This window comes from Streptomyces sp. x-80, assembly GCF_046549095.1.
Classification (GTDB): domain Bacteria; phylum Actinomycetota; class Actinomycetes; order Streptomycetales; family Streptomycetaceae; genus Streptomyces; species Streptomyces celluloflavus.
On record NZ_JAJPWM010000019.1, the window covers coordinates 38852 to 65372 of the forward strand.

Below are 26521 nucleotides of genomic sequence, written 5' to 3' on the forward strand. Positions count from 1 at the left end.
TCCGGCGCGGTCGTCACGTCAGACCACCCCGAGCAGCGACGGGAGTTCGGCGACCGAGCCGAGGACGTGGGTGGCGCCGGAGGCGGTGAGCTGCTCCCTGTCGTGCGCCCCGGTGAGCACCCCGGCGACGACCGAGGCGCCGCTGCGGCGGCCCGCGAGTATGTCGTAGGAGGTGTCGCCGGCCACCGCGATCTGCCGTACGTCGTCGGCGCCGCCGGTGCGCAGCAGGGCGGCCAGCACCATGTCGGGGTAGGGGCGGCCGCGGCCGCCAGCGTCGGCCGGGCAGAGCGTCAGCGGGACGAGACCCTGCCAGCCGAGCGCGTCGAGGATGGCGTCCTGGGTGATCCGGGCGAAGCCGGTGGAGAGCACGACGGTGCGGCCGGCCGCCTGGAGTGCCTCGATCGCCTCCCGGGCGCCGGGGAGGGGCGCGATCCGTCCGCCGTCGACGAGTTCCCCGTAGGCCGTCTCGAAGGCCGCGTTGGCGCGCTGCGCCGCGTCCTCGTCGCCGAACAGGTGCCGGAAGACGGAGATCTTGGACTCGCCCATGGTGGCGCGGACGTACGCCAGCTTGTCGTCGTGGTCCGCGCTGCCCGGCCGCACGCCGAGCCGTTCCGCGGCCACGCCGAACGCCTGCTCCACGAGGCCGCCGTCGGCGACGGTCGTACCGGCCATGTCGAGGACGACCAGCCTGATGTCCGGTCCGGCCGGTACGGCGTCCGCCCCGGTGTCGTGCGCGGCCGACTCGCTCTTCTCCACGGTCATTTCGTCCCTTTCCTCGGTCAGCTCACTCACCAGTTCAGTCCGTTCGCGGTGGTTTCGGCGATCGCCGGGGAGCAGGTCATCCCGCGCCCGCCGGGCCCGGTGACCAGCCAGACGCCGTCGCGGACCTGCTGGCGGTGCACGACCGGGGCGACGGGCTCCCCGGCGGGGCCGGGGACGGTGTCGGTGCACTGTGCGTACACCCCGGCCCAGCGGCGGCGGACGGTCGGCAGCGGCCGGCCGAGGATCGACTCGACGACGCCGGTGAGGTGCTCGTACGGGTCCTCGACGACGTCGAAGCCGAAGGGCGTCTCGTACTCGTGGGTGTCGCCGATGGTCAGGCCGCCGTCGGCGCGCTGCACCATCAGCAGCTGCATCTTGTGCGCGGCGGCGGTCGGCTGCTGGACCTGTGCGGCGGCCAGCGCGTCCAGCGCTTCGCTCGCGTACGCCGGGTAGTAGCGGAAGCTGTCGGCGTCGGCGACGGAGGTGGTCAGCGGTTCGCCGAGCGGGTCGGTCTGCATCATCTGCAACCGGACGCGGCGTACCGGCAGGTCGGGGACGAGCTCGCGGACCAGGCCGCCGAGCCAGGCGCCGGTGCACAGGATGACGGCGTCGCCGTGGTGGGTGTCGCCGTGGTCGTCGCGTACGGCGTGCTCGCCGACGACCTCGCGGACCTCGCGGCCGCCGAGGTAGGTGTAGCGGCCGGACGCCAGCAGGTGGTTCTTCAGGGCGCGCTGGGCGGTCCGCGGTTCCACGGCGGCGTCCCGTTCGCACCACAGCGCACCGGCGAACTCGCCGCGCAGCGCGGGGTTGCGGGCGCGTGTCTCCTCGGCGTCCAGCAGGTGGTAGCCGCGGGCGGCGGCGTCCGGGCGGCGGGTGGCCGCCTCGGCGACGGCGCGCTCCGCCGCGTTCTTGACGACGGTGAGCGAACCGATGGCGCGGAAGCCCAGTTCGGGCACCCGGGCGCCGATGCCCTCCCACAGCTCGCGGGCGCGCAGTGCGGTGGCGAGCTCCTCGCCGCCGGCCCGGCCGCTGACCCAGATCTGCCCGAAGTTACGGACCGAGGCGCCGCGGGCCTCGGCCTCCCGCTCGATGTGCAGGACCTCGTGGCCCCGCTCCACTGCGTGCCAGGCGTGCATGGTTCCCAGCACGCCGGCTCCGACAACTATGACTCGCATGCCTCAGACGCTCCCGTCGGTGGGTGGCCCGCACCGGTCGGCCCGGCGACGGGACGGTGAACACGGCTGCAAGTTTGGCCTAGACCCGTTATCTTTTCGAGATGCAGGGAGGGATTCCGGGCTGCCCCGGCACCCCTCCGTCAGCCGACCGGATGCGGCTGACCCAGGCAGGGGGAGGTGGGCGGCAGGCCAGGGTGCGGCCCAGGTGGCTCGTACCCGACGGCCACCGGGACGTCGGTGAAGAGCGCGTCAGCCGCGGCCCCGTGGGCGCGGGCCCGCGCGCCGACGGCGCGGCGGACGGCCGCCGCCCGCCGGAACGGCCGGTGTGCGCCGGGACCGGGCGGGAGCGGCCGCCGTCAGCCCGGCGGCGTCCCCAGGTGGGTGGTGAAGGAGAACCGGTCGCCCCGGTAGAGGGAGCGCACCCGCTCCAGCGGACGCCCGCGCGTGTCCCGCGAGAGCCGGTGGATCAGCAGCATCGGCAGCGCGCCGGGGGTGCCGATCAGCAGCGCCTCGCGCGGGGTGGCCAGGACGGTCTCCAGGCGCTCGTCCGCGTCACCGAAGCCGATGCCGAGCCGCTCGTGGAGATAGGCGTAGAAGGAGGAGTCCGGCTCGAAGTCGGTGTCCAGCGCCGGCACCCGGCCGACGGCGACATAGGTGCTCTCCAGCCCGACCCGCTCATCGTCGGCGAGCAGCACCCGCTCCAAATGCCATACGGGGTCGCCCGCTTGGAGACCCAGATCACCGGCGAGCGCCGGCGGGCAGGCGAAGCGGTCGAGGCCGACGAGATGCCGGCCGGGCCGACGCCCTTGGGCCCGTACGCCCTCGGTGTAGCTCGCCAGGGACAGCGGCTGCGCCAGCTTGGGTCCCGCGACGACCGTGCCGCGCCCCAGCCGCCGCAGCCGTCCCTCCAGGACCAGTTCGCGCAGCGCCTGGCGGAGCGTCTCCCGGGAGACCTCGAAGCGCAGCGCCAGTTCACGCTCGGTGGGCAGCGCCTCGCCCTCGCCCAACTCGTCCAGCAGTGCGGCGATTTCGACCTTGGCCGCGTAGTACTTCGGTATACGTCCGTGCTCGGGGATGCCGGACCGGATGGGTGCGCCAGGTTCCTGGCCGTACGGGTACTCCACGGCGTGATCTTCGCACTACGGCGGATCCGGGGACGCGACGGATGGCGGAAGCGGCTCCCTTGGCCGGGGGGCGGCCAAGGAGGGCTGCCTCCAGGCGGCGAGGCACTGCGCCGGGAGCGGCCGCCTCGGGGCAGGGACCTGAGCCGGGCCCGCTCCCGCCGTCCGGGGAGAGGGAGCGACCGGGCGGGGGCCGCGCCGTACCGGAGGGAGCCGGACGACGGGGCCTGTGCCGCGCCGGAGGGAGCGGGACGATCAGGCCCGCACCGCACCGCGCTGGAGGGAGCCGGACGACACGGACCGCACCGCACCGGAAGGAGCCGGACGACCGGGCCCGGACCACGCCGGACGGAACCGGACAACCGGGCCCGCGCCACGCAGGGGCGGGGTGGGGCGGCCCGCCCGGCGTATCGGACCAGGCCCCCTACGCCGCGAGGGCCGGCCGGTGGGGGCCGAACAGCGGGGCCAGCACCAGCTGCGCCGCGCCGTCCGCCACCGTCCGCGCACCGCCCGGGGCGAGCGCCACCGGCACCCCGGGCCCGGTCCCGCCGCGCGTCCGGGCCTGGGCGGCCAGCTCCGCCGCCACACCGTGCAGAAAGCCGTCGGGGTGGGCGAGGACGGTGCGCCCGCCGAGCAGCACCCGGTCGATGTCCAGGAGCTCCACCAGATTGGCCGCGCCCACCCCCAGCACCCGCGCCGCGTCCGCCAGATCGCCGCGCGCCACTGCCGCCAGACACAGCGCCTCCACACAGCCGCGCCGCCCGCAGCCGCAGCGCGGACCGTCCCGCTCCACCACCTGGTGGCCGAATTCCCCGGCGCCGGTCCGCGGACCGCGGTACAGGCCGCCGCCGAGGACGAGCCCGGCGCCGAGCCCGGTCCCCAGGTGCAGATATGCGAACGATCCGGCGCCGTCGCCGAACCCCTGGGCCAGGCCGAGCGCCGCCGCGTTGGTGTCCTTGTCGAGCACCACCGGCAGCCCGAGCCGGCCGGCGAGCGCGGCCCGCAGCGGGAAACCGTCCCAGGCCGGGGCGCCGGTCACCCGGTGCAGTACCCCGGCCGTATGGTCCAGCGGGCCGGGGCAGGCCACCCCGGCCCCCAGCACCGGCGGCCCGCCGGCCGCCGCCCGCAGCGCCGCGACCTCCCGCCCGGCGGTGGCCAGTACCTCGTCGGCGCCCGCCGTGAAGGCGAGCGGGGCGCGGCGGACCGCGACCGCCTCGCCCGCGAGGTCGGCGAGGACGGTGGTGATCTCGTCGCGGTCCAGGTGCACCCCGACGGCGTGCCGGGCGCCGGGGACCAGCCGCAGGACCGTCCGTGGTTTGCCGCCGGTCGAGGCGCGGCGGCCCGCCTCGGCCGCGAGTCCGGCGGCCCGCAGCCGTGCGGTGATCTTGCTGACGGCCTGCGGGGTCAGCCCGGTGTGCGCGGCGAGCTCCAGCCGGCTCACCCCGGTCTCCCCCGCCGCGCGCAGCAGACCGAGCACCAACGCGGCGTTGTGGTCGCGGAGGGCGGAAAGGTTGGTGCCGGGGCCGCCGGTGCCGCCGGCCGGGGGCACCGCGCGCGCATCGCTCTCGTTGCTGGTCACCCACCCATTGTCCGCACGTCTTGCACTTTGGCAACAGCGTTGTTTAAGTGGATCCATGAGTGACTCCACCGGCACCCCCGACCGCCCGGCCACCGCCCGCGGCCCGTTCCGCGTCGGCCTGATCGGTTACGGCCTGGCGGGCTCGGTCTTCCACGCCCCGCTGATCGCCGCCACCGACGGCCTCGTCCTGGACACCGTCTCGACCGCGAGCCCGGAGCGGCAGGCGCAGGCCCGCGCCGAGCACCCCGGGGTCCGTACGGTCGATACCGCCGAGGCCGTCCTCGCACGCGCCGCCGAACTGGACCTGATCGTGCTGGCGACGCCCAACAAGACACATGTGCCGCTCGCCACCGCCGCGCTGACGGCCGGGCTCCCGGTGGTCGTCGACAAGCCGCTGGCCGCGACCGCCGCCGAGGCCGAGCGGCTCGCCGCGCTCGCCGACGACCGCGGGCTGCTGCTCTCCGTCTTCCAGAACCGCCGCTGGGACAACGACTTCCGCACGGTCCGTGCCCTGGTCGAGGACGGCGCGCTCGGGGACGTCCAGCGGTTCGAGTCGCGTTTCGAGCGCTGGCGGCCACGGCCCAAGGGCGGCTGGCGCGAGTCCGGCGATCCGGCGGAGCTCGGCGGTCTGCTGTACGACCTCGGCAGCCACCTCGCCGACCAGGCGCTGACGCTCTTCGGCCCGGTGGTCTCGGTCTACGCCGAGTCCGACATCCGCCGCCCGGGTGCGGCCGCCGACGACGACACCTTCCTCGCGCTCACGCACGCGAACGGGGTCCGCTCCCATCTGTGGGTGAGCGCCACCACCGCCCAACTCGGCCCGCGCTTCCGGGTGCTGGGCAGCGCCGCCGGTTACGTGAAGTACGGGCTCGACCCGCAGGAGGCCGCACTGCGCGCGGGCCGGCGGCCCGGCACGGACGGCGCGGAGTGGGGCGTGGAACCGGCCTCCGCCTGGGGCCGGCTCGGCTCCGGCGAGTCCCCGGAGACCGGTGGCGGCGCGGCCGTGCCGACGCTGCCGGGCGACTACCCCGCGTACTACGCCGCCGTCGCGCGGGCGCTGCGCGACGGCGGCGTACCGCCGGTGACGGCGACCGAGGCCGCGGCCACCCTGCGGGTCCTGGAGGCCGCCAGGCGCTCGGCCGCCGAGGGCCGTACGGTCCGGATCGAACCGTCCGCATAAGCGCGAGACCTGTCCGGCCGATGCGCTGCCGGACAGGTCTACGGCCTGCCTATCTGTCCTTCGGTCCTCTCCGTCCGCCGGCCTGACTCAGGGCCGGCGCCCTGCCGTTACCGCTTGGTCCAGCGGATGCGGACCAGTACGACCAGCGCCGCACCGCAGACGATCGCGGCCGCCGCCGCACCGAGCGCCCACGGGTCGCTGAGCGCACCGCTTCGGGCCAGCTCGTCACCTTGGCCGTGGCCGTAGCCGTGGTCCCGGTCGTAGCCGTGGTCCCGGTCGTAGCCGTGCCCCTTGCCGTGGCCGTGGTCATGGTCCTTGCCGTGACCGTGGCAGTGGTGCTTGCCGTGGCCGTGGTCCTTGCCGTGGCCATGGTCCTTCCCATGGCCGTGATCCTTCCCATGGCCGTGTCCGTGGCCGCCGGTATCCCAGCAGTCGCAGCTCTCCGACGGGACCGGCCAGGTCGGGCGCTCGGTGGGATAGGTGGGCCGCACGGTCGGTTCGGTCGGCGTCACCGTCGGCTCCGTGGGCCCGACAGTCGGCTCGGTCGGGCCCACGGTGGGCTCGGTCGGCGTCACGGTCGGCTCCGTCGGCCCCACGGTGGGCTCCGTGGGAGTCACCGTCGGCTCCGTCGGACCCACAGTCGGCTCCGTAGGTGTCACGGTCGGCTCGGTCGGGCCCACGGTGGGCTCGGTCGGGGTCACCGTCGGCTCCGTGGGACCCACCGTCGGCTCGGTCGGCGTCACCGTCGGCTCCGTCGGACCCACAGTCGGCTCCGTAGGTGTCACGGTCGGCTCCGTCGGACCCACCGTCGGCTCCGTGGGAGTCACGGTCGGCTCCGTCGGACCAACGGTCGGCTCCGTGGGAGTCACCGTCGGCTCCGTCGGACCCACAGTCGGCTCCGTAGGTGTCACCGTCGGCTCCGTCGGCGTGGGCGTCGGCTCCTCGCCGCACTCCGGCAGGTCGCCGTTGAACGGATAGCCGTGGAATTCCGAGCCGGAGGAGGAGATGTGGTCCAGTGAACCGGCCGTGAAGAAGCGGCCGTTCATGCCCGGGACGGAGATCGTCGTACGGCTGTCCGGGCGGCCCACCAGGACGGCGCCCTGGAACTGCGCGCTGCCCTTGATGGTCACCTGGGTCGCGTCCGGGAAGTTCCACAGCAGCCGCTCGCGGATACCGGCCGGACGCAGGTCGTGGCCGATGTAGGTGCTGATGGTGCGGCGGTCGCCGAGCATGTTGACCAGCACCGTGGCACCGGCCGGAATGCCCTCGAAGGCGATGCCCTGATCGCCGCCGTTCGCCGCGGCGATGTCGAAGTCGACGTTGAAGACCTGGATCGGTGAGGTGCCGTCACCCCGGAAGAGGGTCTGGTAGCCCTGGTTGACGGCCGTCCCGGTGGCCGGTCTGCCGGCGCCGCCGGCGTGCGCGTAACAGGCGCTGGACGAGGTCAGCTCGGGCCGCAGCCCGAGGTACGGAGCGGCCGCGTCCGGATCGTGTACGGCGCGCGGGCTGACCGTGCCGCTCAGCGTCCCGGCGTACTTCACCACGCCGGACACACGGCCCTCCTCGGCGAGCAGCCGCTGGCCCTCGGCGATGGTGAGATTGCCGCCGACGGTCAGGAAGTCCGAACCGTTCGGCGGCGGGACCCGGGAGCCGACGCCGACCACACCGACGTTGTAGATGCTGGAGCCCGAGGTCTTGTTCATCGAGAAATCGCCGAGCGTGACGATCTTGCCCTCGGCCTCCGCCGCGGACCCGCCCACCCGGTAGTCACCGCCGACGAAGATATTGATGTTCTCGTCCCGGCCCGCGATCCCGCCGCTGTGGGGATCCTGATCCGAAGCGGGGCACTGGCTTCCCAGACACGGGCCCAGCCCGCCGGGCAGAGGAGCCGCGGACGCGAGCGCGGCGAAGACGCTCAACGTAGCCGCGATCACCACACCGACCAGTGCGGCAATTACCGCTTTCCACCATTTAGTAGTCTTTCCTTGCATATCGGGCACTATGGTGACAGATTGCCGCACCGTGCCCGAAGGCGGGGGCGAGTCGCCGGAAACGACCGGCAGATGGCCCCCGGCCGGGGGCCATCTGCCGTAACCACTGGTCACCTGACGGCCGGCCACCGATCCACCGCGCAATCGGGCCGTCAGGCGTCTTTGCGCGCCTGCCGTCGGCGGCCCGGTCCGCCGGTCCCCGGATCCGTTCGCGGACCGGCCCGTCACAACGCCGTGGCGGCGCTCCCCTCGGCCGTACCGGCGCTGTCCGTAAGGGAGTTGGCCGCGGCGGAGCCGGCCGCGCGGGAGTCGGCGGTACGGGAATCGGCCCTGGTCCTGGCGGTGGCCCTGGACCGGGCCGCCCGCTGCCGCGCCGCCCGGCTCTTGGCCGGCCGCCGCTGTGCCGGCCGCCGCTCACCGGCCTCCGGAACCGCCGTCGCCTCCCGGGCCGCCCCCTTGTCCGCGGCCCGCGCCCCCGCCCCGGCCCCGGCCCGCGCCTTCGCCCCTTCCGGTGCCGCCTTCCCGGCCGACGCCGATGCCGACGCCGACGCCGACGCCGACCCCAACGCCGGCTTCGGCTCGCGGTCCTGGTCCCGGTCCCGGTGCAGCAGCGCCCGTTCGCACGCCGTCCAGGTCGTCGTCGTCACCACGTAGAGCGCGGCCGCCAGCGGCACCACGGCCACCGTGATCAGTGTGCCGAAGGACAGCAGCGGCAGGAACTTCGTCATCCCGGCCATCCCGGGCAGTCCGCCACCGGCGCCCGCGGCCGGCTGCGGCGCCTTGGCCGCCGTGGCCCGCGCCCGCCGGAAGTTCCAGGTGGCCACCGCCGCGATCAGTGCGAACAGCGCGAGATAGACCAGGCCCCGCGGCCCGAACAGGCCGCCGTCGGCGAGCGCCTGGAACCACCGGCCGCCGAGCGGCGCGCCCAGCAGCGTGTGGTCGAGCAGCCCACCGTTCCCGTTGGAGAAGAGGTGGTACATGACGTAGAAGACGGGCAGTTGCAGCAGTGCCGGCAGACAGCCGGCCAGCGGCGAGGCGCCCGCGGTGGCGTACAGGTCGGCCATCGCCTTCCGAAGACGTTCCGGGTTGTCCTTGTGCTTGCGCTGGAGCTCGGCGAGTTCCGGGGCGAGCGCGGCGCGGGCCCGCTCACCGCGGGCCGCGGCGCGGGCGAGCGGATGCAGCGCGGCGCGTACCGCCAGGGTGCACAGGACGATGGCGACGGCCGTGGCCGCGGTGCCGAAGAGCGGGTCGATGAGCTCGGCGCCGCGCGCCAGCGCGGTGCCGAGAAAGCCGAAAACGGACATGGGTGAGCCCTCCACGGGTCTCGTCGTGCCGGGGTGGAATCGGCGTGACGAGCCGCGCGGGGCGCGGGTGGCACCACACGAACGAAGCGGAGCGGAGTGGGGTTGCGGCGGTGCCGAGCGCCTACGCGACCGTCGGGAGGGGACGGCCCGGTGCTCGGGGACGCGGCCGCCCGGCCGCGTCGGGATCGCGCTGCGACAGGAACGCCGTACGCCGTTCACGGTCCCGGATCGCGGTACGGATCCGGCCCGGTGGTACGGGGCGGGCGAAGGCCGCGATCAGGAAGGCGCTGCACAGCAGCAGCACCGCGGCGGTGGTCGCGGCGGCGGTGAGCGACGACGTCAGACCGTCCTGCGCCATAAGGAGCCCGGCGAGTACGAAGAACAGCGCGGTGGTGCAGACCCGCCAGGCGTCGACGATCCGGTACATCGAGGCGTCGTCCTCCTTCGGCTGCGGCCTTGTCGTGCTGTCCGAGCTGTCCGTGCTCTATCTGGGCTGTCCGAGCTGTCTGAGCTGTCTGAGCTTTGCGTGCTGTCGTACGGTCCGGGCTGCCGTGGCCGTCGCGCCGCGATGGCCGTCGCACCGCCATGAGCGTCGCGCTGTCGCGCTGTTGTCCCACGGTCAGGACATGGCGTGTCAGGTTCTGCCCAAGGGTAACCGCCGACGCGGGCGGCCGGGCCGGAAGGGTGCCGGTAGCCGGACAGCCCTGCGGCCCGGCCACCGCCACCCGTCGGAATCAGGCCGACGCCGACGCCCCGGCGTCCGCGGTCGCTCCGTCCCGAGGGGCTCCCTCCCGGGGGAACTCGTCCTCCAGCGCCAGCACCTCCGCGTCCGGCCGGTCGTCCGCGGCGCGCGGCCCCAGCCAGGTGACCGCGAGGGCCACCACCACGTTCACGGCGAGCGCGACGAGCCCCGCGTTCATGCCCCACACCGGATCGTTGCCGCTGAAGACCAGCACACAGACCAGCGTGAAGCCCACGACCAGCCCGCTGACCGCCGCATGCAGCGTCAGCCGCCGCCAAACCAGCCCCAGCAGCAGCATCGGCACCAGCTGCGCCATGCCCTCGTACGAGATCAGCGAGAGCCGGACGAGGGTGTTGGGCGCGGTGTACGTCAGCAGCAGCGCGAGCGCCCCGGCGGCCACCACGACCAGTTGCGACCAGAGCTTCTGCCGGTGGGCCAGCCGGGGGATCGCGCCGAGCACACTCCGTCCCCACATCGTGCCGATGACCAGCATGAAGACGGCCATCGGCACGATGGAGGAGAGCGCCGCGGCCACCCCGATCACCCCCACCGCCCAGGCCGGCAGCGAGTCCACGACCAGCTTGAACAGCGCGAGGTTGGAGTCCGCGCCGACCAGCCCCGGCACGATGAACAGCGCGGCCAGGCCGAGCAGCATCGGCACGAACAGCAGCACGTTGTAGAACGGCAGGTACATGGCGTTACGGCGCAGCGCGTCGGCGTTGCGGGCGCCGAGGTAGCCCGCCACGGTCGTCGGAAAGATCACCACGGTCAGGGAGTTGACGAGGGTGGTGGTGATGAACCAGCCCTGGCCCAGGCCGCCCGAACCGTGCCCGGGGAAGGTCAGCCACTCCGGCTTCTCCGCGACGATCCGGTCCAGGAAGGGCCCGTAGCCGTCGAAGTAGTGCAGCGGGACGTAGACGGCGAGGAAGCCGAGGGTGCCGATCACGAGGATGTCCTTGAGCACCGAGACCCAGGCGCTGCCGCGCAGTCCGCTGACCACGACGAAGCCGGTGGTGACCGCGAAGCCCAGGAAATAGGCCCAGTTGAGGCTGATCGCGCCGTAGGAGATGGTCGAGACGACCACGCCCATGCCGGTGATCTGGAGCTGGATGTACGGCAGCAGGCAGACGGTGGCGAGGATGGCGACGGCGGTGCCCGGCCAGGAGCGCCCGTAGCGGTGCGCGACCATGTCGGTGATGCCGACCAGGCCGTGCCGGCGCGCGTAGGCCCACAGCATCGGCCCGACGACGTACCCGATCGCATAGCCGCAGGACATGTACGCGAGGACGTAGAGCACCGGGGCGCCGAAGTTGTAGCCCCAGCCGGCCGCGCCGAGGTAGCTGAAGCTCGTATAGCTCTCACCGGCCATCAGCACCCAGATGAAGACGGTGCCCAGGCTGCGGCCGCCCACCGACCATTCGGTGAGCCCGCCGCCGGAGCCACGGCCGCGCACCGCGAGCAGGCCCAGGACGACGGTCAGCACCATGAAGGCGCCGAAGATGGAGGTGGCGACGGCGGCGTTCACGAGCGGCCCCGCTTGTGGTCGGCGCGGCGGGCCAGCCCTACCGACAGCGGCGTCAGCAGCGTCGCGACCAGCATCCAGAAGAAGAGGAACGGCAGGCCGAGGACGGTCGGTGTCACCCGGTTCACCAGTGGCAGCACGGCCAGGAACGCCACATAGGGCAGCAGCAGCCACAGCAGCGCGGGGCGCTTTCGGGAGCCGGGGGATCGTCCACCGGAAAACTGATTTCGCACGTCGCAGGAGCCTAGATGACCCGGGGTGCGCCTCAGCGCGAGTGTGTCGACCGCAACACCGCCCAGACCACCATCCGGTAGGTGGAGGTGAACTCCGGCGTGCAGGTCGTCAGGGTCAGATACGCGCCCGGTGCGGTGAAGCGGTAGGCGGGGTGTGTGGTGCTGTGCGGGACGTCGGCGATGACGGTGCCGTCGCCGGGCGTGGTCCGCGGCAGGATCTGCCGGACGACGTAGGTGTAGCGGGCGTCGGCGGTGTCGATGCGGACGGTGTCGCCGGGCCGCAGCCGGTCGAGGTGGCGGAACGGTTCGCCGTGGGTGTTGCGGTGCCCGGCCAGCGCGACGTTGCCGGTGGCGCCCGGCTGCGCGGTGTGCGGGTAGTGGCCGACATAGCCCCGGTCGAGGACCGCGGCCTTGCCGATGCCCTGCGCGACGGGCGCGGTGACGCCGATGCGGGGGATGCGCAGTACCGCGTAGGCGAGACCGGGCGGCGGTGCGGCGGGGGTACGGGCGGCGGTCCGCGCGGGCGCGCCGCCGGGCGGGGTGCGCGCGCCGTCCACCGGCCCGCCGCCGGTCCCCGGCGACCCGCTGGGCTCCTGCCCCATGGGGCGCCCCGTGTCCCACTGCCGCTCCAGCTGGGTGACCCGGTCCCGGGCCTCGTCCCACGCCTGGCGGTTGGTCCACCACAACTGGTGGACGACGAGCAGCAGCAGTACGGCGCCGAGCGTCACAGCCAGCTCGGCCCCGGCCCACAGCGCGCGTGCCACCGGGGAGCGGCGAGTGCGCCGCCCCTGCACGACTACCGGTATCCGCTCCCGCACGCGGGCACCGTAAGCCCTGCGGGCACAGGCCACCAGAGGCGGCGGGCGACCGGCGGGCGGCGGACGAGAGGCGGCAGCGGCCGGCGGACCGCGCCTGCGCCCGGGAGCGGCCGGCCGCCGCTCCGGCCGCCGCCCCCGCTCCCCCGGCCGCCGGCTCAGCCGCCGACCGCCTGCGAGACGGCGTAGATGCACAGTCCGGCGAGCGCGCCGACGACGGTGCCGTTGATGCGGATGAACTGGAGGTCCCGGCCGATGTGCGCCTCGATCTTCTTCGAGGTGTGCTCGGCGTCCCAGCCCGCGACGGTGTCGGTGATCAGGGACGTGATCTCGCCCTGGTACGTCGTCACGACATAGACGGCCGCGCCCTCCAGCCAGCCGTCCACCTTGTTCTGCAACCGCGCGTCGCCCGAGAGCCGCTGGCCCAGGGACAGCAGCGCGGCCCGCACCCGCAGCCGCAGCTCGCTGCGCTCGTCCTCGGCGGCGGCCACGATCATGGCCCGGACCGAGCCCCAGGCCGAGGCGATCAGGTCCTGCACCTCGCCGCGGCCCAGCACCTCGGACTTCAGCCGCTCCACCCGGGCCCGGGTGTCCGGGTCGGACTGGAGGTCGCCCGCGAAGTCCCGCAGAAAGCGGTCGATGGCGCCGCGCGCCGGGTGATCGGGCATGTCCCGCATCTCGGTGACGAACCGCATCAGTTCCTTGTAGACCCGGTCGCCCACCTTGCGGTCGACGAAGCGCGGGGTCCAGCCGGGGGCGCCGCCGGAGACCGCCGTCATCACGGAGTCGCCGTGTTCGACGAGCCAGTCGTGGGCGCGGGTGCACACCAGGTCCACCACCCGCTTGTGGCCGCCCTCCGCGACGATTTTCTCCAGCATCCCGCCGATACCGGGCGCGATCTCCTGGGCGTCCGCCCGCCGGGTGATCGCCTCGCCGACCACCGCCTGCACATCGGAGTCGCGCAGCACGGTCAGCGCGCCGCGCAGCGCGGTGGACAGCTCGGCGGTGACCCGGTCGGCGTTCTTCGGTTCGGCGAGCCAGGCGCCGAGCCGCCGTCCGATGCCGACCGAGCGCAGCCGGCGCCGGACGACCTCACCGGAGAGGAAGTTCTCCCCGACGAAGTCCCCCAGGCTCTGACCCAGCTGATCCTTTTTGTTGGGAATGATCGCGGTGTGCGGAATCGGCAGGCCCAGCGGCCGCTTGAACAGCGCGGTGACCGCGAACCAGTCGGCCAGCGCACCGACCATGCCCGCCTCCGCCGCCGCCGCGACGAACCCGGCCCAGCCACCGGCCCCGGCGGACTTGGCCCAGGTGGCCAGTACGTAGACCAGCGCGACGGCCAGCAGCAGTCCGGTGGCCAGCGTCTTCATCCGCCGCACCGCGCGCCGCTTCTCCTCGTCGGCGGCGCTGTAGCGGAACCCGCCGACCGGTCCGCCCGCGGCCGCGCCCGCGGCCGGCGCCGCGTCCGCCGCCGTATCCGCATGCGTCCCATGCGTCTGTTCCATCCGCTCCACCGTTCCCACCGTTCCCCGCCGTCCGTACGGCCGTGTCCTGGTGCCGCGTATCCGGCCGGACATCCCACCGCACACCCGGCCGGCGATCCGGCCGTATGCCCAACTGTGACCTACTCCCGCAACGAACCACGAGTTCCCGGCGGCCGGGTCATGAGCGCGACATCCCGGACATCCGGCAACCCCCGCGCCGCCGTGGGGCCACGACGGATCGCGCCGCGCCGCGGCCCCCGGGAGACCTCTCCCGCAGGAGCGACGGCGCGCGTACGAACGTCACCGACGTCGCGTACACCGAGGCACGCACACCGAGGTACATACACCGAGGGCACGTACATCGAAATACGTAAGCCGAGCGGCAAAGAGGCACGGCGAACCGCGGCAGACGGCCGTCACACAGCCGCCGCGGCGGCGCATCGCTGCGTCAGTCCAGTTCCCGGCGCTCCCGGCGCTCGTCCTTGAGCCGCCGCTTCTCTTCCTTGAGGCGGAGCTTCTCCTCCTTGCGGCGCAGCCGCTCCGCTTCGGTCGGCTTGCGTTCGACGCCGACACCGCCCATCAGCGCCAGGCCCTTGACGATCACCCTGGGCGCCCCGGGTTCGCCCGGCACCCCGTCCTCCCGCGAGTCGAAGCCGCCCATGATGCCGAAGCCCCGCACATCGACCTCGACCCCCGGCGGCACCACGATGCCCACCCCGCCCATGATCGTCCAGCAGTTGATGACGACCTCGGGTGCGGCGAAGTTCGCCTCGCGCAGGTCGAGCTCCCCGCCGCCCATGCAGCAGATGGCGGTGAAGCGGCGCCCGATCGTCCAGCGCCCCTTGCGCTGGAAGCCGCCCATGATGCCGATGCCCGCCGAGGAACCCTCCGTCCCGCTGACGATCCGTTCGGACCAGGACGTCACCGCACCGCTGTCCGTGCCGCCGTCCTTGCGCAGCGACGGCGGCGCCGGGGCCGCCCCCGCCGCCGGGAGATCGGCGGTGATCCGCTCCAACTCCCCGTAGGTGCGGGCCGCGTAGGTGATTTCCAGCCGCTCCTCGAACTCCTCCATGACGATCCGTCCCTCGGCCAGGGCGTCCCGCAGGATCTCGGCCACCCGCTCACGATCGGTGTCGGAAGCACGCAACTGGGGGAGTTTGTCAGTCATACGAACAGGTTAAAGTGCGGCGATGGCGCCGGGGTAGCTCCCCACGCATCAAACGCGATACATCGCGTCACAATCACATCACGTCGCGATCACATCACGTCGCGATCGCGCCGCCCCACCCCGCCGCCCGCGTACAGCTTCGCGATGACGTCCTCGATGTCCGGCTCCCGGACCGACAGATCCACCAGCGGATAGCGCTCGGCGACGGCGGCGACCAGCGGCGCCGCACTCTGCCCGGCCGGGAACACCAGCCACTGCCGCGGCCCCGCCACCTTGACCGTGCGGGCCCCGGGCACGCCCTCGATCGGCGGCAGTTCCCGGGCCAGGTCCACCACCAGGGTCCGCTCCCCCTCACCGGCCGCCCGCAGCCCGTCGAGCCGCCCGTCGTACACCAGGCGCCCGTGGTCGATGACCATCACCCGTCGGCAGAGCTGCTCGATATCGGTCAGATCGTGGGTGGTGAGCAGGACCGTGGTGCCCCGCTCGGCGTTCACCTCGCGCAGGAACTCCCGGACCTTCGCCTTGCTGACGACGTCGAGGCCGATCGTCGGCTCGTCCAGATAGAGCACCTCGGGATCGTGCAGCAGCGCCGCCGCGATATCGCCGCGCATCCGCTGCCCCAGCGACAGCTGCCGCACCGGTACGTCCAACAGCGGTGCCAGGTCGAGGAGTTCGACGCAGCGCGCCAGGTTGTCGCGGTAGCGGGCGTCCGGGACGCGGTACATCCGCCGCACCAGTTCGTAGGAGTCCTTCAGCGGCAGGTCCCACCACAGGGTGGTGCGCTGGCCGAAGACCACCCCGATCCGGCGGGCGAGCCGGGTCCGCTCCCGCGCCGGGTCGATGCCGGCGACCCGCAGCCGGCCGCCGCTGGGCACCAGAATGCCCGTCAGCATCTTGATGGTGGTGGACTTCCCGGCGCCGTTCGGGCCGATGTAGCCGACCATCTCGCCGCGCGGCACCCGGAAGGTGATGCCGTCCACGGCCCGCACCTCGTGCCGCACCCGCCGCAGCCGGCCCTCCTTGCGGCGGACCGAGAAGACCTTCTCGACACCGTCCACCTCGATCAGCCGCTCCGCCGTACCGCTCACCGCACGTCTCCTCGCCTCGTGTCCGCTCCACCGCCCCGTTCCCGCGCCCGCACACCCGTCGTACGGGACACCGCTCAGCTCCCCGTACTCCGGTACGCCCGCAGCCCGTGCCGCCACGCCAGCCCCGCCCCCGCACCCGTCACGCCCGCCACCGCGGGACCCAGGAAGGCCACCCAGGCCGGCAGCCCGAGCGGGTCCGGGCGGCCCAGCAGCCACAGCGCGGGCAGCCAGTTCACGAAGGCCAGCGGGATGACGAAGGTGACGCCGCGCACCAGCTCCTTGGTGAACACCGTCGGCGGGTACTGGAGCATGGCGTTCCCGCCGTAGGTGAAGGAGTTCTGCACCTCGGCGGCGTCCTGCGCCCAGAACTGGAAGGCGGCCCCGGCGGTGTACACCGCGCCGTAGATGGCCGCACCGCACAGCACCATCAGCGGCACCAGCAGGATCCGGCCCGCCGTCCAGGCCACGTCCAGCTGCGGCAGCGACCAGCCCAGGACCAGCACGCCCTGGGTGATCCGGCCCAGCCTGCGCAGCGCGAAGCGGTCGGCGGCGACCTGCGCGAAGACCGGTACGGGGCGCAGCAGCAGGGTGTCCAGGGTGCCGTCGCGGATCCGCTGGCCGAGCCGGCTCATACTGCCGAGCAGCAGATCGGCCAGGCCCAGCGAGGAGCTGGAGGTGCCGTACAGGAGGGCGACCTCGGGCAGGGCGAAGCCGCCGAGGGTGTCGATCTGCGAGAACATCAGCATGATCGCGACGAAGTCCAGACCGCTCGCCGCGAAGTTGCCGACCGCCGTCATCACGAACGACGTCCGGTACGCGAGCGTGGAGCGCACCCACATCCGCACGACCAGCCCGTACGCGCGCAGCCCCTGCGCCAGGGCCGCCCCACGGGACGGGCCCCCGCCGCCGTCCGCTCCGCCCCGGTCCGCCGCCGGGCCGCCGACGGCGGGGCCACCGGCCGCGGAGGGACCGGCCACCGGCCCGCTAACCACCGTGCACCACCACCTTCCGGGTCGCGGCCCGCTGCACCAGCCGGCCCAGCGCCAGCAGCGCCACCGCCCAGCCCGCCTGGAAGGCCAGTCCCCGCAGCAGCGCGCCCCCGGTCCGCGCGCCGAGCAGCACATCGGCCGGCACCTGGAGCATCGAGGCCCAGGGCAGCAGCTGTACGAGGTGGCCGAAGTCGCCGGGGAAGACCCGGAGCGGCAGCACCATCCCTGAGAAGAACATGCAGGCCAGCCCGCTGATCAGGGATAGGCCCGCACCGTCGAGCAGCCAGAAGGAGGCCAGCGCGACGAGATAGCGCAGGGCGAAACTGACCACCACGGCCAGCAGCACCGAGAGCAGGAACGCGCACCACGTCAGCGCCTCGCCCGGCAGCGCCAGGGGGAAGACCAGGGCGCCCACCGCCATCGGCACCACCCCGCGGCCGATCAGTTGCAGCGCGGCCCGCCCCAGGTCCGCGGCCAGCCACCACAGCTGGAGGTCGGCGGGCCGGTAGAGGTCCACCGCGATATCGCCGGTGCGGATGCGCTCCTGGAGCTCGTCCAGGTGGCCGCCGGACATCAGCGAGGAGACCGCCAGCAGCGCCTGCCCGGTCCAGACGAACGTCATGGCCTGCGCCTGGTCGTAGCCGCCCAGATGCGGGCGCTCGTGCCACAGGGCGATATAGGTGTAGGCGACGATGAAGCCGAAGACGGTGTTGGTGATGACGCCCGCCACGGTGGCGGTCCGGTAGGTGGCGTATCTCCTGAAGCTGCCGACCGCCACAGCCGTGTACAACACCTCCGCGCTCCCCCGCATCCGTTGAGTTCCGGTGGTTCTCGTGGCTCGTGGTTCCGGTCGCCCGTGGCTCTCGTGGCGCGTGGTCCCTCGCGGCTCCCGTGGTCCGGCGGCCGGCGCCCCGGCCGGACGGCGGCGCAGCGGGCCGGACGGCAAAGCACCGGAGTCTAGTGGCGCGGCGGGAGGAGGCACCACGGGTTTGTCACCGGTCCGGGTCAGCCGGCGGAGCCATTCGGCCGATCACGGAGCGGTCACGGGTGCGTGCCACCCATGGACGCCGGGACGCATGATGCGAGAGTGCCGTATCGGGCGAGAGTTCCCATTTCCGGCGTACGGTGCCCGCCGCCGGAACGACACCGATCCGCCGCGGCACAACCATCGGCGGCGGCCTAGGAGTCCATACACACATGAGCCACGATCCGCAGCACGACGGCCCGGAGCACACCGGGTCCCGGAAGTGGGGCCCGCGTCCCGACGCGCCGCCGACGGACGGGCGGAGCGCCAAGGGCCGGAAATCCCGTCCGCGGCGCACCGGCTGGCGCCGGCTCTTCCCCACCTGGCGCGTGCTCTTCGGCGCTCTGCTGCTGTTCCTGCTGGTGGTCGCGGGCGGTCTGATCGCCGGCTATCTCCTCGTCAACATCCCGGCCGCCAACACCGCCGCCAAGGCCCAGAGCAACGTCTACCTCTACTCCGACGGCTCGGAGCTGGCCCGCGACGGCGACGTCAACCGCGAGAACGTCTCGCTCGCCCAGGTACCCAAGACCGTCCAGCAGGCCGTACTGGCCGCCGAGGACCGCGATTTCTACTCCGAGTCCGCGGTCGACCCCGCCGCGATGATCCGCGCCGCCTGGAACACCGTCACCGGCAAGGGCAAGCAGTCCGGTTCGACGATCACCCAGCAGTACGTCAAGAACTACTACCTCGGCCAGGAGCAGACCCTCACCCGCAAGGCCAAGGAGTTCTTCATCGCCATCAAGCTGGACCGCGAGGTGAGCAAGCACGACATCCTGGAGGGCTACCTCAACTCCAGCTACTACGGCCGCAACGCCTACGGCATCCAGGCCGCCGCGCAGGCGTACTACGGCAAGAACTGCGACCAGCTGACCACCGCTCAGGGCGCCTATCTGGCCACCCTCCTCAACGCCCCCAGCGCGTACGACGTCGCCGCCCACCCGGAGAACAAGCAGCGGGCGGTGGCCCGCTGGGACTACGTGCTGGACGGCATGGTCAAGCAGAAGTGGCTCAGCGAGAGCCAGCGGTCCACGATGACGTTCCCCGCGCCCGGTCCGGCGCGGGCGCCGACCGGTCTCTCCGGCCAGCGCGGCTATCTCGTCAAGGCCGTCGACGAGTACCTGACCGACAACAAGATCGTGGACGAGGACACCCTGCGGGCCGGCGGCTACCGCATCACCACCACCATCGACAGAAAACGCCAGGACGCCCTCGTGGCCGCGGTCGACAGCCGGCTGATGGACAAGCTCAGCGACGCACGGACGGTCGACTCCTACGTCCGGGCCGGCGGCGCCTCCATCGACCCCGCCAGCGGCAAGGTCGTCGCCATGTACGGCGGTATCGACTACGCCAAGCAGTACGTCAACGGCGCCACCCGGCGCGACTACCAGGTCGGTTCGATCTTCAAGCCGATCGTCTTCGCCTCCGCCGTGCAGAACGGCTCCACCACCCAGGACGGCGCCCGGATCACCCCGAACACCGTCTACGACGGCACCAACAAACGGATGACGGTCAGCAACGGCTCCCCCACCGGCTTCGATCCGGCCAACGAGGACGACCGCTCCTACGGCCCGGTCACCGTCAGCGCCGGCATGGACAAGTCCATCAACGCCGTCTTCGCCCAGATGGGTATCGACGTGGGCCCCGCCAAGGTCAAGAACACCGCCGTCGACCTGGGCATCCCCAAGGACACCCCCAGCCTCGGCTCCTCCCAGGGCGCCATCTCGCTGGGCACCGCCACCCCCAGCGTCCTGGACATGACCCAGGTCTACGCGACCTTCGCCAACCACGGAAAGCAGCGGCCCTACTCCCTGGTGAACAAGGTCTCCAGGCTCGGCGAGGACGTCCCGCTGCCGGACCGCCCCGAGGGCATCGCCATCGGGCGGGACGCCGCGGACACCACCACCTCGGTGCTGCGCGGCGTCGTCGAGGGCGGCACCGCCACCGCGGCCCAGGCCGCCGGCCGCCCGGCGGCCGGCAAGACCGGCACCGCGGAGAAGGACAAGGCCGCCTGGTTCGCCGGCTACACGCCCGATCTCGCCACCGTGGTCGCCGTGCTCGGCCAGCATCCGCAGACCGCCGCACAGGAGCCGCTGTACGGCGCCGGGGGCCAGGACCGCGTCAACGGCGGCGGCTACCCCGCCGAGATCTGGGCCGACTACACCGCGGCGGCCCTGCGCGGGCAGCCGGCCCGCGACTTCGACCTCCAGCCGGCGAGCGGCGCCGAGCAGCAGCCGTCCGAGCCGGCCGGCAGCGGTACGCCGTCGGCCACCGCGTCGGAGTCGCCCAGCGGCACCCCGAGCACTCCGCCCGGCGCCACCGCCACCCCGCCGACCGAGGGCCCCACCCTGCCGACGGCCGAGCCGCCCACACCGCCCTTCCCCACCGAGCAGCCGCCGACCGCCGAACCCACGGAGGGGTTCCCGACGGCGGAGCCCGGCGGCGACACCGTGCCGCAGATGTACAGAATGTCCCCGTGGGGTGTCCGGGGTGCCGCATGGGACGAGTGAGCGGGACGGACCCACCGGCCGCGGACCCGACGGCCCGCGGGGCGCCGTACGGGCCCGCCGCCACGGACCGGGAAGGACGCCCCCGGCCACCGGGAACCCGCCGTCAGTGGCCCGACGTCGCCTTGAGGCCGACCACCGCCACCAGCAGCAGACAGATGAAGAAGATCCGGGCGGCGGTGGCCGGCTCGCCCAGCACCACCATCCCCACCACCGCCGCACCGGCCGCGCCGATGCCCACCCAGACGCCGTAGGCGGTGCCGATCGGCAGCGTCCGGGCCGCGTACGAGAGCAGCACCATGCTGGCGACGATGCCCGCGCCGGTGAACACGCTGGGCCACAGCCGGGTGAACCCGTCGGTGAACTTCATCCCGATCGACCAGCCGACTTCGAGCAGTCCGGCGATCAGGAGCAGAATCCATGCCATGACGGCACCTCCGTGAAAGAGCTTCAACAGGGGTGCGTCGTCTTGTCGTGACCCGGTACGGCGCGTCTCGTCGGGTGCCTCGACCCTAGCAAAGGGCAGACAAAACGGGCGGTGACCTCGGTCACCGCCCGCCACCCGCCAACTCCGCTACAGATACAGCCCCGTCGAGTCCTGCGAGCCTTCCAGCCGCTCCGCGGCCACCGCGTGCAGATCGCGCTCCCGCATCAGCACATACGCCACACCGCGCACCTCGACCTCGGCCCGGTCCTCCGGGTCGTACAACACCCGGTCGCCCACCTCGACGGTCCGTACGTTCTGCCCGACCGCGACCACCTCGGCCCAGGCCAGGCGGCGGCCGACCGCGGCGGTAGCCGGAATGACGATGCCCCCGGTCGAGCGACGCTCGCCCTCGGGGATGTCCGTCCGGACCAGCACACGGTCGTGCAGCATCCGGATCGGCAGCTTGTCGTGGGTGTCCTTGGTGTTATTGGGGCTCACGGCACGACCGTACCTGCCCGGCACCGCCCGCCACGCCCCGGCCCGGCGACACCGCACGGCGCGCCACCGCCCGCCGGCCGCCACCGGACACCGGCCACACCGGACGACAGCCACCGAAAACCGGCCACCGCAGCGCGCCGAAGCCGCGGCCCGCAACCGCCGCTACCGGCGCCGCTTCCCCCGCAGCACCAGCAGCCCCACCACGGCCACACCGATCATGGCCACCGGAACGATCCGCTCCAGCCGCGGCGCCCCGTCCTCCGACACCAGCTGCCCGCGCACCTCCGACACCGCACGGTTGATGGCCACGTACGCCCGTCCCGCCGTACGGTCCACCGCCTCCGCGGTCTTCGCCTTCGCATCGTCGATGATCGTCTTCGGGTGCAGCCGCACACCGATCTCGTCGAGCGTCACGGCGAGATCCTGCCGCCTGCGGGCGATATCCGCCTCGATCTGCGCAGGGGTCCTGGCTTCCGACACCGCGCTGCCTCCGTCGTCTCCGGCCGATACGTACGGGGACCAGGCACGAGACCCCGTACGGAACCGGCCACCGGGTCCGGGCCGATTCGTGTGGACAGTCTGTCAGCTCACGGCCGGGCCCGCCCCACAGCACCCCCCTTCCGGGCAGGCGCGGCGTCACCGGCCGCACCGCGGCGCACCACCCCACCACTCGGCTGCGTACCCTCGGGGACGTACGGACCCAGCCCAAAGGAGAGCCATGAGCGAGCGACTTCAGCCCGGCGACACCGCCCCCGCCTTCACCCTCCCCGACGCGGACGGCCGACAGGTCTCGCTCGCCGACCACAAGGGCCGCAAGGTCATCGTCTACTTCTACCCCGCCGCCCTCACCCCCGGCTGCACCAAGCAGGCGTGCGACTTCACCGACAACCTCGACTTCCTCGCCGGCCACGGCTACGACGTCATCGGCATCTCCCCCGACAAGCCGGAGAAGCTCGCGAAGTTCCGCGAACAGGAAGACCTCAAGGTCACCCTGCTCGGCGACCCCGACAAGCAGGTCCTGGAGGCGTACGGCGCCTACGGCGAGAAGAAGCTCTACGGCAAGACGGTGACCGGCGTGATCCGCTCCACCGTCATCCTCGACGAGGACGGCAAGGTCGAACGCGCCCTCTACAACGTCAAGGCCACCGGCCACGTCGCCAAGATCATCAAGGACCTGGGGCTGTAACCGCCCCCGGCTCCCCGGCCGCCACCGCCGACGCGGACGGCAGCTCCAGCACGGCCTCGGCGCCGCCGTCCACGGCGGCGCCGAAGTCCAGCCGGGCCCCCAGCACCTCCGCCTGCCCCGCCGCGATCGTCAGCCCCAGACCATGCCCGGTACCCCGCTCCGGCGCCGCCGTACGGAACCGCCGCGGCCCCTCCGCGCACAGCTCCGCCGGATACCCCGGCCCGTGATCCCGCACCACGATCCGGGTACCCCGCACCACCACCTCGATCGGCGGCCTGCCGTGCTTCGCCGCGTTCGCCAGCAGGTTCACCAGCACCCGCTCCACCCGGCGCCGGTCCGTCTCCACGATCTGCGGCTCCCCCTCCACGGACACCGAGACCTCCGACACCCCACGCTGCCGCGCCGCCCGCGTCACGATCCCGCGCACCAGCGACGGCAGCTCACAGGCATCCACATCGGCCCGCTCCACCCCCGCGTCCAGCCGCGACACCTCCAGCAGGTCCTCCACCAGCCGCCGCATCGCCTGCGCCCGGTCCTGCACCATCTCCACCGCACGCTGCTGCGGCAGCAGCTCCGCCGCCGCCACCAGCCCGGCCACCGGCGTCCGCAGCTCATGCGCCACATCCGCGGTGAACTCCCGCTCCGCCTCCACCCGCGCCGCCAACGACGTCGCCATGTGATGCACACTGCGCCCCAACTCGGCCACCTCGTCCCGGCCGTGACTGGCCAGCGCATCGGCGTCCGGCGGCTCACCCGCCGCGATCCGCCGCGCCGCCGCCGCACTCAGCCGCAGCCGCCGCGACAACCGCTGCGACACGAACCACGAGACCACCGCCATCAGCGCGACCGTCCCCACCCCCGCGATCAGCAACGCCCGGTCCAGCGCCACCCGCGCCGCATCGTTGTCCGGGAACGCCGCCGACACCGACAGCGAACGCCCCGGATCGGGCCCGCCCCCACCGGCCCCGACCCCCGTCGCCGCCCACACCCGCGGATCGTCGCCCCCGCTGACATACGTCCCCGACCGGCCCTTGAACACGGCCTCCCGCAGCGGCAGCGGCAACGTCGCGTCGTCCAGCTGCGCACCCAGCGCCAGCGTCCCGTCCCGCTCATAGATCTGGAGCGCCGCACTCAGCCGGTCGTCCTGATACGCCCGCGCCGACCGCTGCCGCTCCGCGTCCGCGATGTGGTGCACGGCAAAGCCCAGTACCACCACGGCCAGCGCCGTCATACACGAAATGGCCAGCGCGATCCGGCCTCGGATGCCCATCACGCGAGGTTGTACATCTCCGTCGTATCGCCCAGCGGCGTCGAACGTTCGTACGTCACCTCAAGCCCCGTGAACACCCGCGCACCATCGACCGTCTTCGCACCGAAGAGCCGGAACGTCGCCGGGAACGCGGAGTCCGTCGCCACCCCCGCGGCGGTCCGCTCGACCTGCACCACGCCCTTGCCCTCCGCCTCCTGCGCGCCGTACCGCTCCCAGGCGATCGCCGTCGCCACCATCCCCGCGTCCGCACACGTCAAAGTGATCACCCGCGGCTTGATCTCCGGCTCACCGATCCCGCACGCCCGCACACCCGGCAGCCCCGCCGACGACCGGCCCGCCGACTTCACGTCCTGCGCCGCCGACGTCTTCGGCGCCGCATCCACCGCCGACGCCCGGTCCGACGCCTGACTGAACCACACCCCGCCGGCCGCCAGCGCGGTGACCACGGCGAAGGCCGCCAGCGCAGTACGCCCACGAACCCAGCGCGACCCATCGCGGTCGGTCATCACCCTCTCCTCCCGGGGCCCACACCCCGTACCCCACACCGGCCAACGCCCCCACCGCCGCACCCCTCGAAAGAAGCCCGGCGAACCGAGAACGCGCCACCCGCGGAGAACGCTTCACCCACCTCGACGGAACGCGGTTCCGACACCCGCAACTCTCCCTCCCCCGCCACACAGGCTGATTGCCCGAACACTGCAATGACCACTCGGCTGTGTACCAGTCCTGTAACAGCGACGGTCCGCCCCTGGCGCTCCCCGCACCCCTCCCCCATACGGCCCACGCGCGCGCGACGTATATCTCCTTATCCGGCCACAGTGGTCTGATCCGCACTCCGCTGCGCGGGCGAACCCGTCACATCCGCACCGCGCCCCGCGCGCCGACCGAACAAGAGGGCCGCCTCGTGCCGATCGGCAGCACCGGAGCAGCACACGCCGGTCACCGGGACCCGCCACCGCACACCCGCCACCGGACGCTCCGCCGCGCCGCCGACCGCCGCAGCAACCCCCGGCTGAGACGCACCGACATCACCGTCACCGACGAACGAGTCGTCCGGCGCGCCGTGAAGGCCGCCGCCCTCGGCAACGCCATGGAATGGTTCGACTTCGGGATCTACAGCTACCTCGCCATCACCCTCGGCAAGGTCTTCTTCCCCGGCGGCAACGCCACCACCAGCCTCCTGTCATCCTTCGCGACCTTCGCCGTGGCCTTCCTCGTCCGCCCCGTCGGCGGCGCCTACTTCGGCCCGCTCGGCGACCGCATCGGCCGCAAGAAGGTCCTCGCCCTCACCATGATCATGATGGCGCTCGGCACCCTGTGCATCGGCCTGATCCCGGCCCGCGCCGCCATCGGCTTCTGGGCACCCGTCCTGCTGGTCCTCTGCCGCCTCGTCCAGGGCTTCTCCACCGGCGGCGAGTACGGCGGCGCCTCCACCTTCATCGCCGAATACGCCCCCGACAAAAGGCGCGGCTACTTCGGCAGCTTCCTGGAGATGGGCACCCTCATCGGCTACACCGGCGCGGCCGGCATCGTCCTCGTCCTCGACACCACCCTGGGCCCCGACACCATGCTGCGCTGGGGCTGGCGCATCCCCTTCCTGATCGCGGGCCCGATCGGCCTCATCGGTCTCTACCTACGGCTCAGACTCGACGAAACCCCCGCCTTCCTGCGGCTGGAGGAATCCCGGACCCACCGCACCGCCGGATCCACCACCGACACCGAGGCCGAATTCGCGCACCTCTCCGCGCACGCCCCGAAGAAGAAACTCGGCGAGATCTTCACCCAGCAATGGCCGACACTGATCCTGTGCATCGCCCTGGTCGGCGCGTACAACATCACCGACTACATGCTGCTCTCCTACATGCCGACCTATCTGACCGACACCCTCCGGTACAAGGAGTCGCACGGCCTGCTGATCCTGCTCGGCACGATGATCGCCCTGATGTGCCTTCTCAGCAGCGTCGGCAGACTCAACGACCGCCTCGGCCGCAAACCCCTGCTGATGACCGGCATGCTCGGCTTCCTCCTCACCTCCGTCCCCGCCTTCCTCCTCGTCAAGCAGGGCAGCGTGCCCGCCGTCATCGGCGGTATGGCCCTCCTCGGCCTCTGCCTGGTCTGCCTCCTGGGCACCATGTCCGCCGCCCTCCCCGCCCTCTTCCCCACCAGCGTCCGCTACGGCTGCCTCGCCATCGGCTACAACCTGGCGGTCTCCCTCTTCGGCGGCACCACCCCCCTGGTCATCACCGCCCTCCTGCACGCCTTCCACAACGACGTCATGGTCCCCGCCTACTACACGATGGCCGCCGCCCTCGTCGGCATCGCGGCCGTGAGCCGCATGAAGGAGACCGCCCGACAACCCCTGGACGGCTCCCCGCCCTCCGTCGCCACCAAGGAGGAGGCCATCGCGATGATCAACGCCAGCAGAACCGAGCCACGCTTCTGAACAGCGGCCCCGCCAC

24 protein-coding genes and 1 riboswitch are annotated in these 26521 nt (G+C 72.8%); of the genes, 4 read left to right on the forward strand and 20 right to left on the reverse strand.

Annotated elements, in window-relative coordinates; translation table 11 throughout:
- Positions 1–18: 18 nt before the first annotated feature.
- The 4 genes from ACLJWH_RS31500 to ACLJWH_RS31515 form a co-directional block, all read right to left on the reverse strand.
- Positions 19–672 (reverse strand): HAD family hydrolase, encoded by a 654-nt coding sequence (locus ACLJWH_RS31500; RefSeq protein ID WP_411145284.1) that lies wholly within the window; start codon positions 670–672, stop codon positions 19–21.
- Positions 673–788: 116 nt separating this feature from the next.
- The gene (locus tag ACLJWH_RS31505; RefSeq protein WP_411145172.1) at positions 789–1937 is read right to left on the reverse strand and encodes a TIGR03364 family FAD-dependent oxidoreductase; all 1149 of its coding nucleotides are present in this window, start codon (positions 1935–1937) and stop codon (positions 789–791) included.
- 356 nt (positions 1938–2293) lie between these two features.
- Positions 2294–3061 carry a GntR family transcriptional regulator gene (locus tag ACLJWH_RS31510; protein ID WP_411145173.1) on the reverse strand — a complete coding sequence of 256 codons (768 nt, stop codon included), beginning with the start codon at positions 3059–3061 and terminating at the stop codon, positions 2294–2296.
- A gap of 421 nt (positions 3062–3482) precedes the next feature.
- Entirely contained in the window at positions 3483–4637 is a 1155-nt protein-coding gene (locus ACLJWH_RS31515) for an ROK family protein (RefSeq protein WP_411145174.1), read from the reverse strand.
- 55 nt (positions 4638–4692) lie between these two features.
- Between ACLJWH_RS31515 and ACLJWH_RS31520 the strand changes: the two genes are divergently transcribed.
- On the forward strand, positions 4693–5817 hold the full coding sequence (locus ACLJWH_RS31520) for a Gfo/Idh/MocA family oxidoreductase (protein WP_411145175.1): 1125 nt from the start codon (positions 4693–4695) through the stop codon (positions 5815–5817).
- 107 nt (positions 5818–5924) lie between these two features.
- Here the strand turns inward: ACLJWH_RS31520 and ACLJWH_RS31525 are convergent, their stop codons facing one another.
- From ACLJWH_RS31525 to ACLJWH_RS31575, 11 genes are all read right to left on the reverse strand, one after another.
- The gene (locus ACLJWH_RS31525) at positions 5925–7808 is read right to left on the reverse strand and encodes a choice-of-anchor A family protein (protein WP_411145176.1); all 1884 of its coding nucleotides are present in this window, start codon (positions 7806–7808) and stop codon (positions 5925–5927) included.
- 224 nt (positions 7809–8032) lie between these two features.
- Positions 8033–9112, reverse strand: a complete 1080-nt coding sequence (locus ACLJWH_RS31530) for a YidC/Oxa1 family membrane protein insertase (RefSeq protein WP_411145177.1) — start codon at positions 9110–9112, stop codon at positions 8033–8035.
- Between the two features lie 121 nt (positions 9113–9233).
- Positions 9234–9539 (reverse strand): DUF6412 domain-containing protein, encoded by a 306-nt coding sequence (locus ACLJWH_RS31535; RefSeq protein ID WP_411145178.1) that lies wholly within the window; start codon positions 9537–9539, stop codon positions 9234–9236.
- A 307-nt stretch (positions 9540–9846) separates the two neighbouring features.
- Positions 9847–11379: a sodium:solute symporter family protein gene (locus ACLJWH_RS31540; protein WP_411145179.1), complete on the reverse strand. Its 1533-nt coding sequence runs from the start codon at positions 11377–11379 to the stop codon at positions 9847–9849.
- A complete protein-coding gene (locus ACLJWH_RS31545; protein WP_411145180.1) occupies positions 11376–11609 on the reverse strand; it encodes a DUF3311 domain-containing protein in 234 nt (77 codons plus the stop codon). The genes ACLJWH_RS31540 and ACLJWH_RS31545 overlap by 4 nt, the downstream gene beginning before the upstream one ends.
- 32 nt (positions 11610–11641) lie before the next feature.
- The gene (locus ACLJWH_RS31550; protein ID WP_411145181.1) at positions 11642–12427 is read right to left on the reverse strand and encodes a class E sortase; all 786 of its coding nucleotides are present in this window, start codon (positions 12425–12427) and stop codon (positions 11642–11644) included.
- Between the two features lie 155 nt (positions 12428–12582).
- Positions 12583–13929: a DUF445 domain-containing protein gene (locus tag ACLJWH_RS31555; protein WP_411145182.1), complete on the reverse strand. Its 1347-nt coding sequence runs from the start codon at positions 13927–13929 to the stop codon at positions 12583–12585.
- A gap of 427 nt (positions 13930–14356) precedes the next feature.
- Positions 14357–15076 (reverse strand): DUF1707 domain-containing protein, encoded by a 720-nt coding sequence (locus ACLJWH_RS31560; protein ID WP_411145183.1) that lies wholly within the window; start codon positions 15074–15076, stop codon positions 14357–14359.
- An 89-nt stretch (positions 15077–15165) separates the two neighbouring features.
- A complete protein-coding gene (locus ACLJWH_RS31565) occupies positions 15166–16164 on the reverse strand; it encodes an ATP-binding cassette domain-containing protein (RefSeq protein WP_411145184.1) in 999 nt (332 codons plus the stop codon).
- A 74-nt stretch (positions 16165–16238) separates the two neighbouring features.
- Positions 16239–17003 carry an ABC transporter permease gene (locus ACLJWH_RS31570; protein WP_411145285.1) on the reverse strand — a complete coding sequence of 255 codons (765 nt, stop codon included), beginning with the start codon at positions 17001–17003 and terminating at the stop codon, positions 16239–16241.
- Positions 17004–17148: 145 nt separating this feature from the next.
- The gene (locus ACLJWH_RS31575) at positions 17149–17946 is read right to left on the reverse strand and encodes an ABC transporter permease (RefSeq protein WP_411145185.1); all 798 of its coding nucleotides are present in this window, start codon (positions 17944–17946) and stop codon (positions 17149–17151) included.
- Between the two features lie 404 nt (positions 17947–18350).
- Between ACLJWH_RS31575 and ACLJWH_RS31580 the strand changes: the two genes are divergently transcribed.
- Positions 18351–20684 carry a transglycosylase domain-containing protein gene (locus ACLJWH_RS31580; protein ID WP_411145186.1) on the forward strand — a complete coding sequence of 778 codons (2334 nt, stop codon included), beginning with the start codon at positions 18351–18353 and terminating at the stop codon, positions 20682–20684.
- A gap of 103 nt (positions 20685–20787) precedes the next feature.
- Here the strand turns inward: ACLJWH_RS31580 and ACLJWH_RS31585 are convergent, their stop codons facing one another.
- The 3 genes from ACLJWH_RS31585 to ACLJWH_RS31595 form a co-directional block, all read right to left on the reverse strand.
- The gene (locus ACLJWH_RS31585) at positions 20788–21108 is read right to left on the reverse strand and encodes a DMT family transporter (protein ID WP_411145187.1); all 321 of its coding nucleotides are present in this window, start codon (positions 21106–21108) and stop codon (positions 20788–20790) included.
- Between the two features lie 31 nt (positions 21109–21139).
- Positions 21140–21210, reverse strand: a riboswitch (guanidine-III (ykkC-III) riboswitch).
- A 45-nt stretch (positions 21211–21255) separates the two neighbouring features.
- Positions 21256–21558: a GroES family chaperonin gene (locus ACLJWH_RS31590; protein ID WP_052858025.1), complete on the reverse strand. Its 303-nt coding sequence runs from the start codon at positions 21556–21558 to the stop codon at positions 21256–21258.
- A gap of 210 nt (positions 21559–21768) precedes the next feature.
- Entirely contained in the window at positions 21769–22086 is a 318-nt protein-coding gene (locus ACLJWH_RS31595; RefSeq protein ID WP_411145188.1) for a DUF3618 domain-containing protein, read from the reverse strand.
- 238 nt (positions 22087–22324) lie between these two features.
- Here ACLJWH_RS31595 and bcp point away from each other — a divergent pair, with 238 nt between their 5' ends.
- Positions 22325–22792, forward strand: coding sequence for a thioredoxin-dependent thiol peroxidase (gene bcp, locus ACLJWH_RS31600; protein WP_411145189.1), 468 nt, complete (start codon positions 22325–22327; stop codon positions 22790–22792).
- Here the strand turns inward: bcp and ACLJWH_RS31605 are convergent.
- Complete coding sequence (locus ACLJWH_RS31605) at positions 22773–24062, reverse strand: sensor histidine kinase (protein WP_411145190.1); 1290 nt, start codon at positions 24060–24062, stop codon at positions 22773–22775. The genes bcp and ACLJWH_RS31605 overlap by 20 nt on opposite strands.
- Entirely contained in the window at positions 24062–24568 is a 507-nt protein-coding gene (locus ACLJWH_RS31610; RefSeq protein WP_411145191.1) for a hypothetical protein, read from the reverse strand. Before ACLJWH_RS31610 ends, ACLJWH_RS31605 begins: the two co-directional genes overlap by 1 nt.
- A gap of 398 nt (positions 24569–24966) precedes the next feature.
- Between ACLJWH_RS31610 and ACLJWH_RS31615 the strand changes: the two genes are divergently transcribed.
- On the forward strand, positions 24967–26505 hold the full coding sequence (locus tag ACLJWH_RS31615; RefSeq protein ID WP_411145192.1) for an MFS transporter: 1539 nt from the start codon (positions 24967–24969) through the stop codon (positions 26503–26505).
- Positions 26506–26521: the final 16 nt, after the last annotated feature.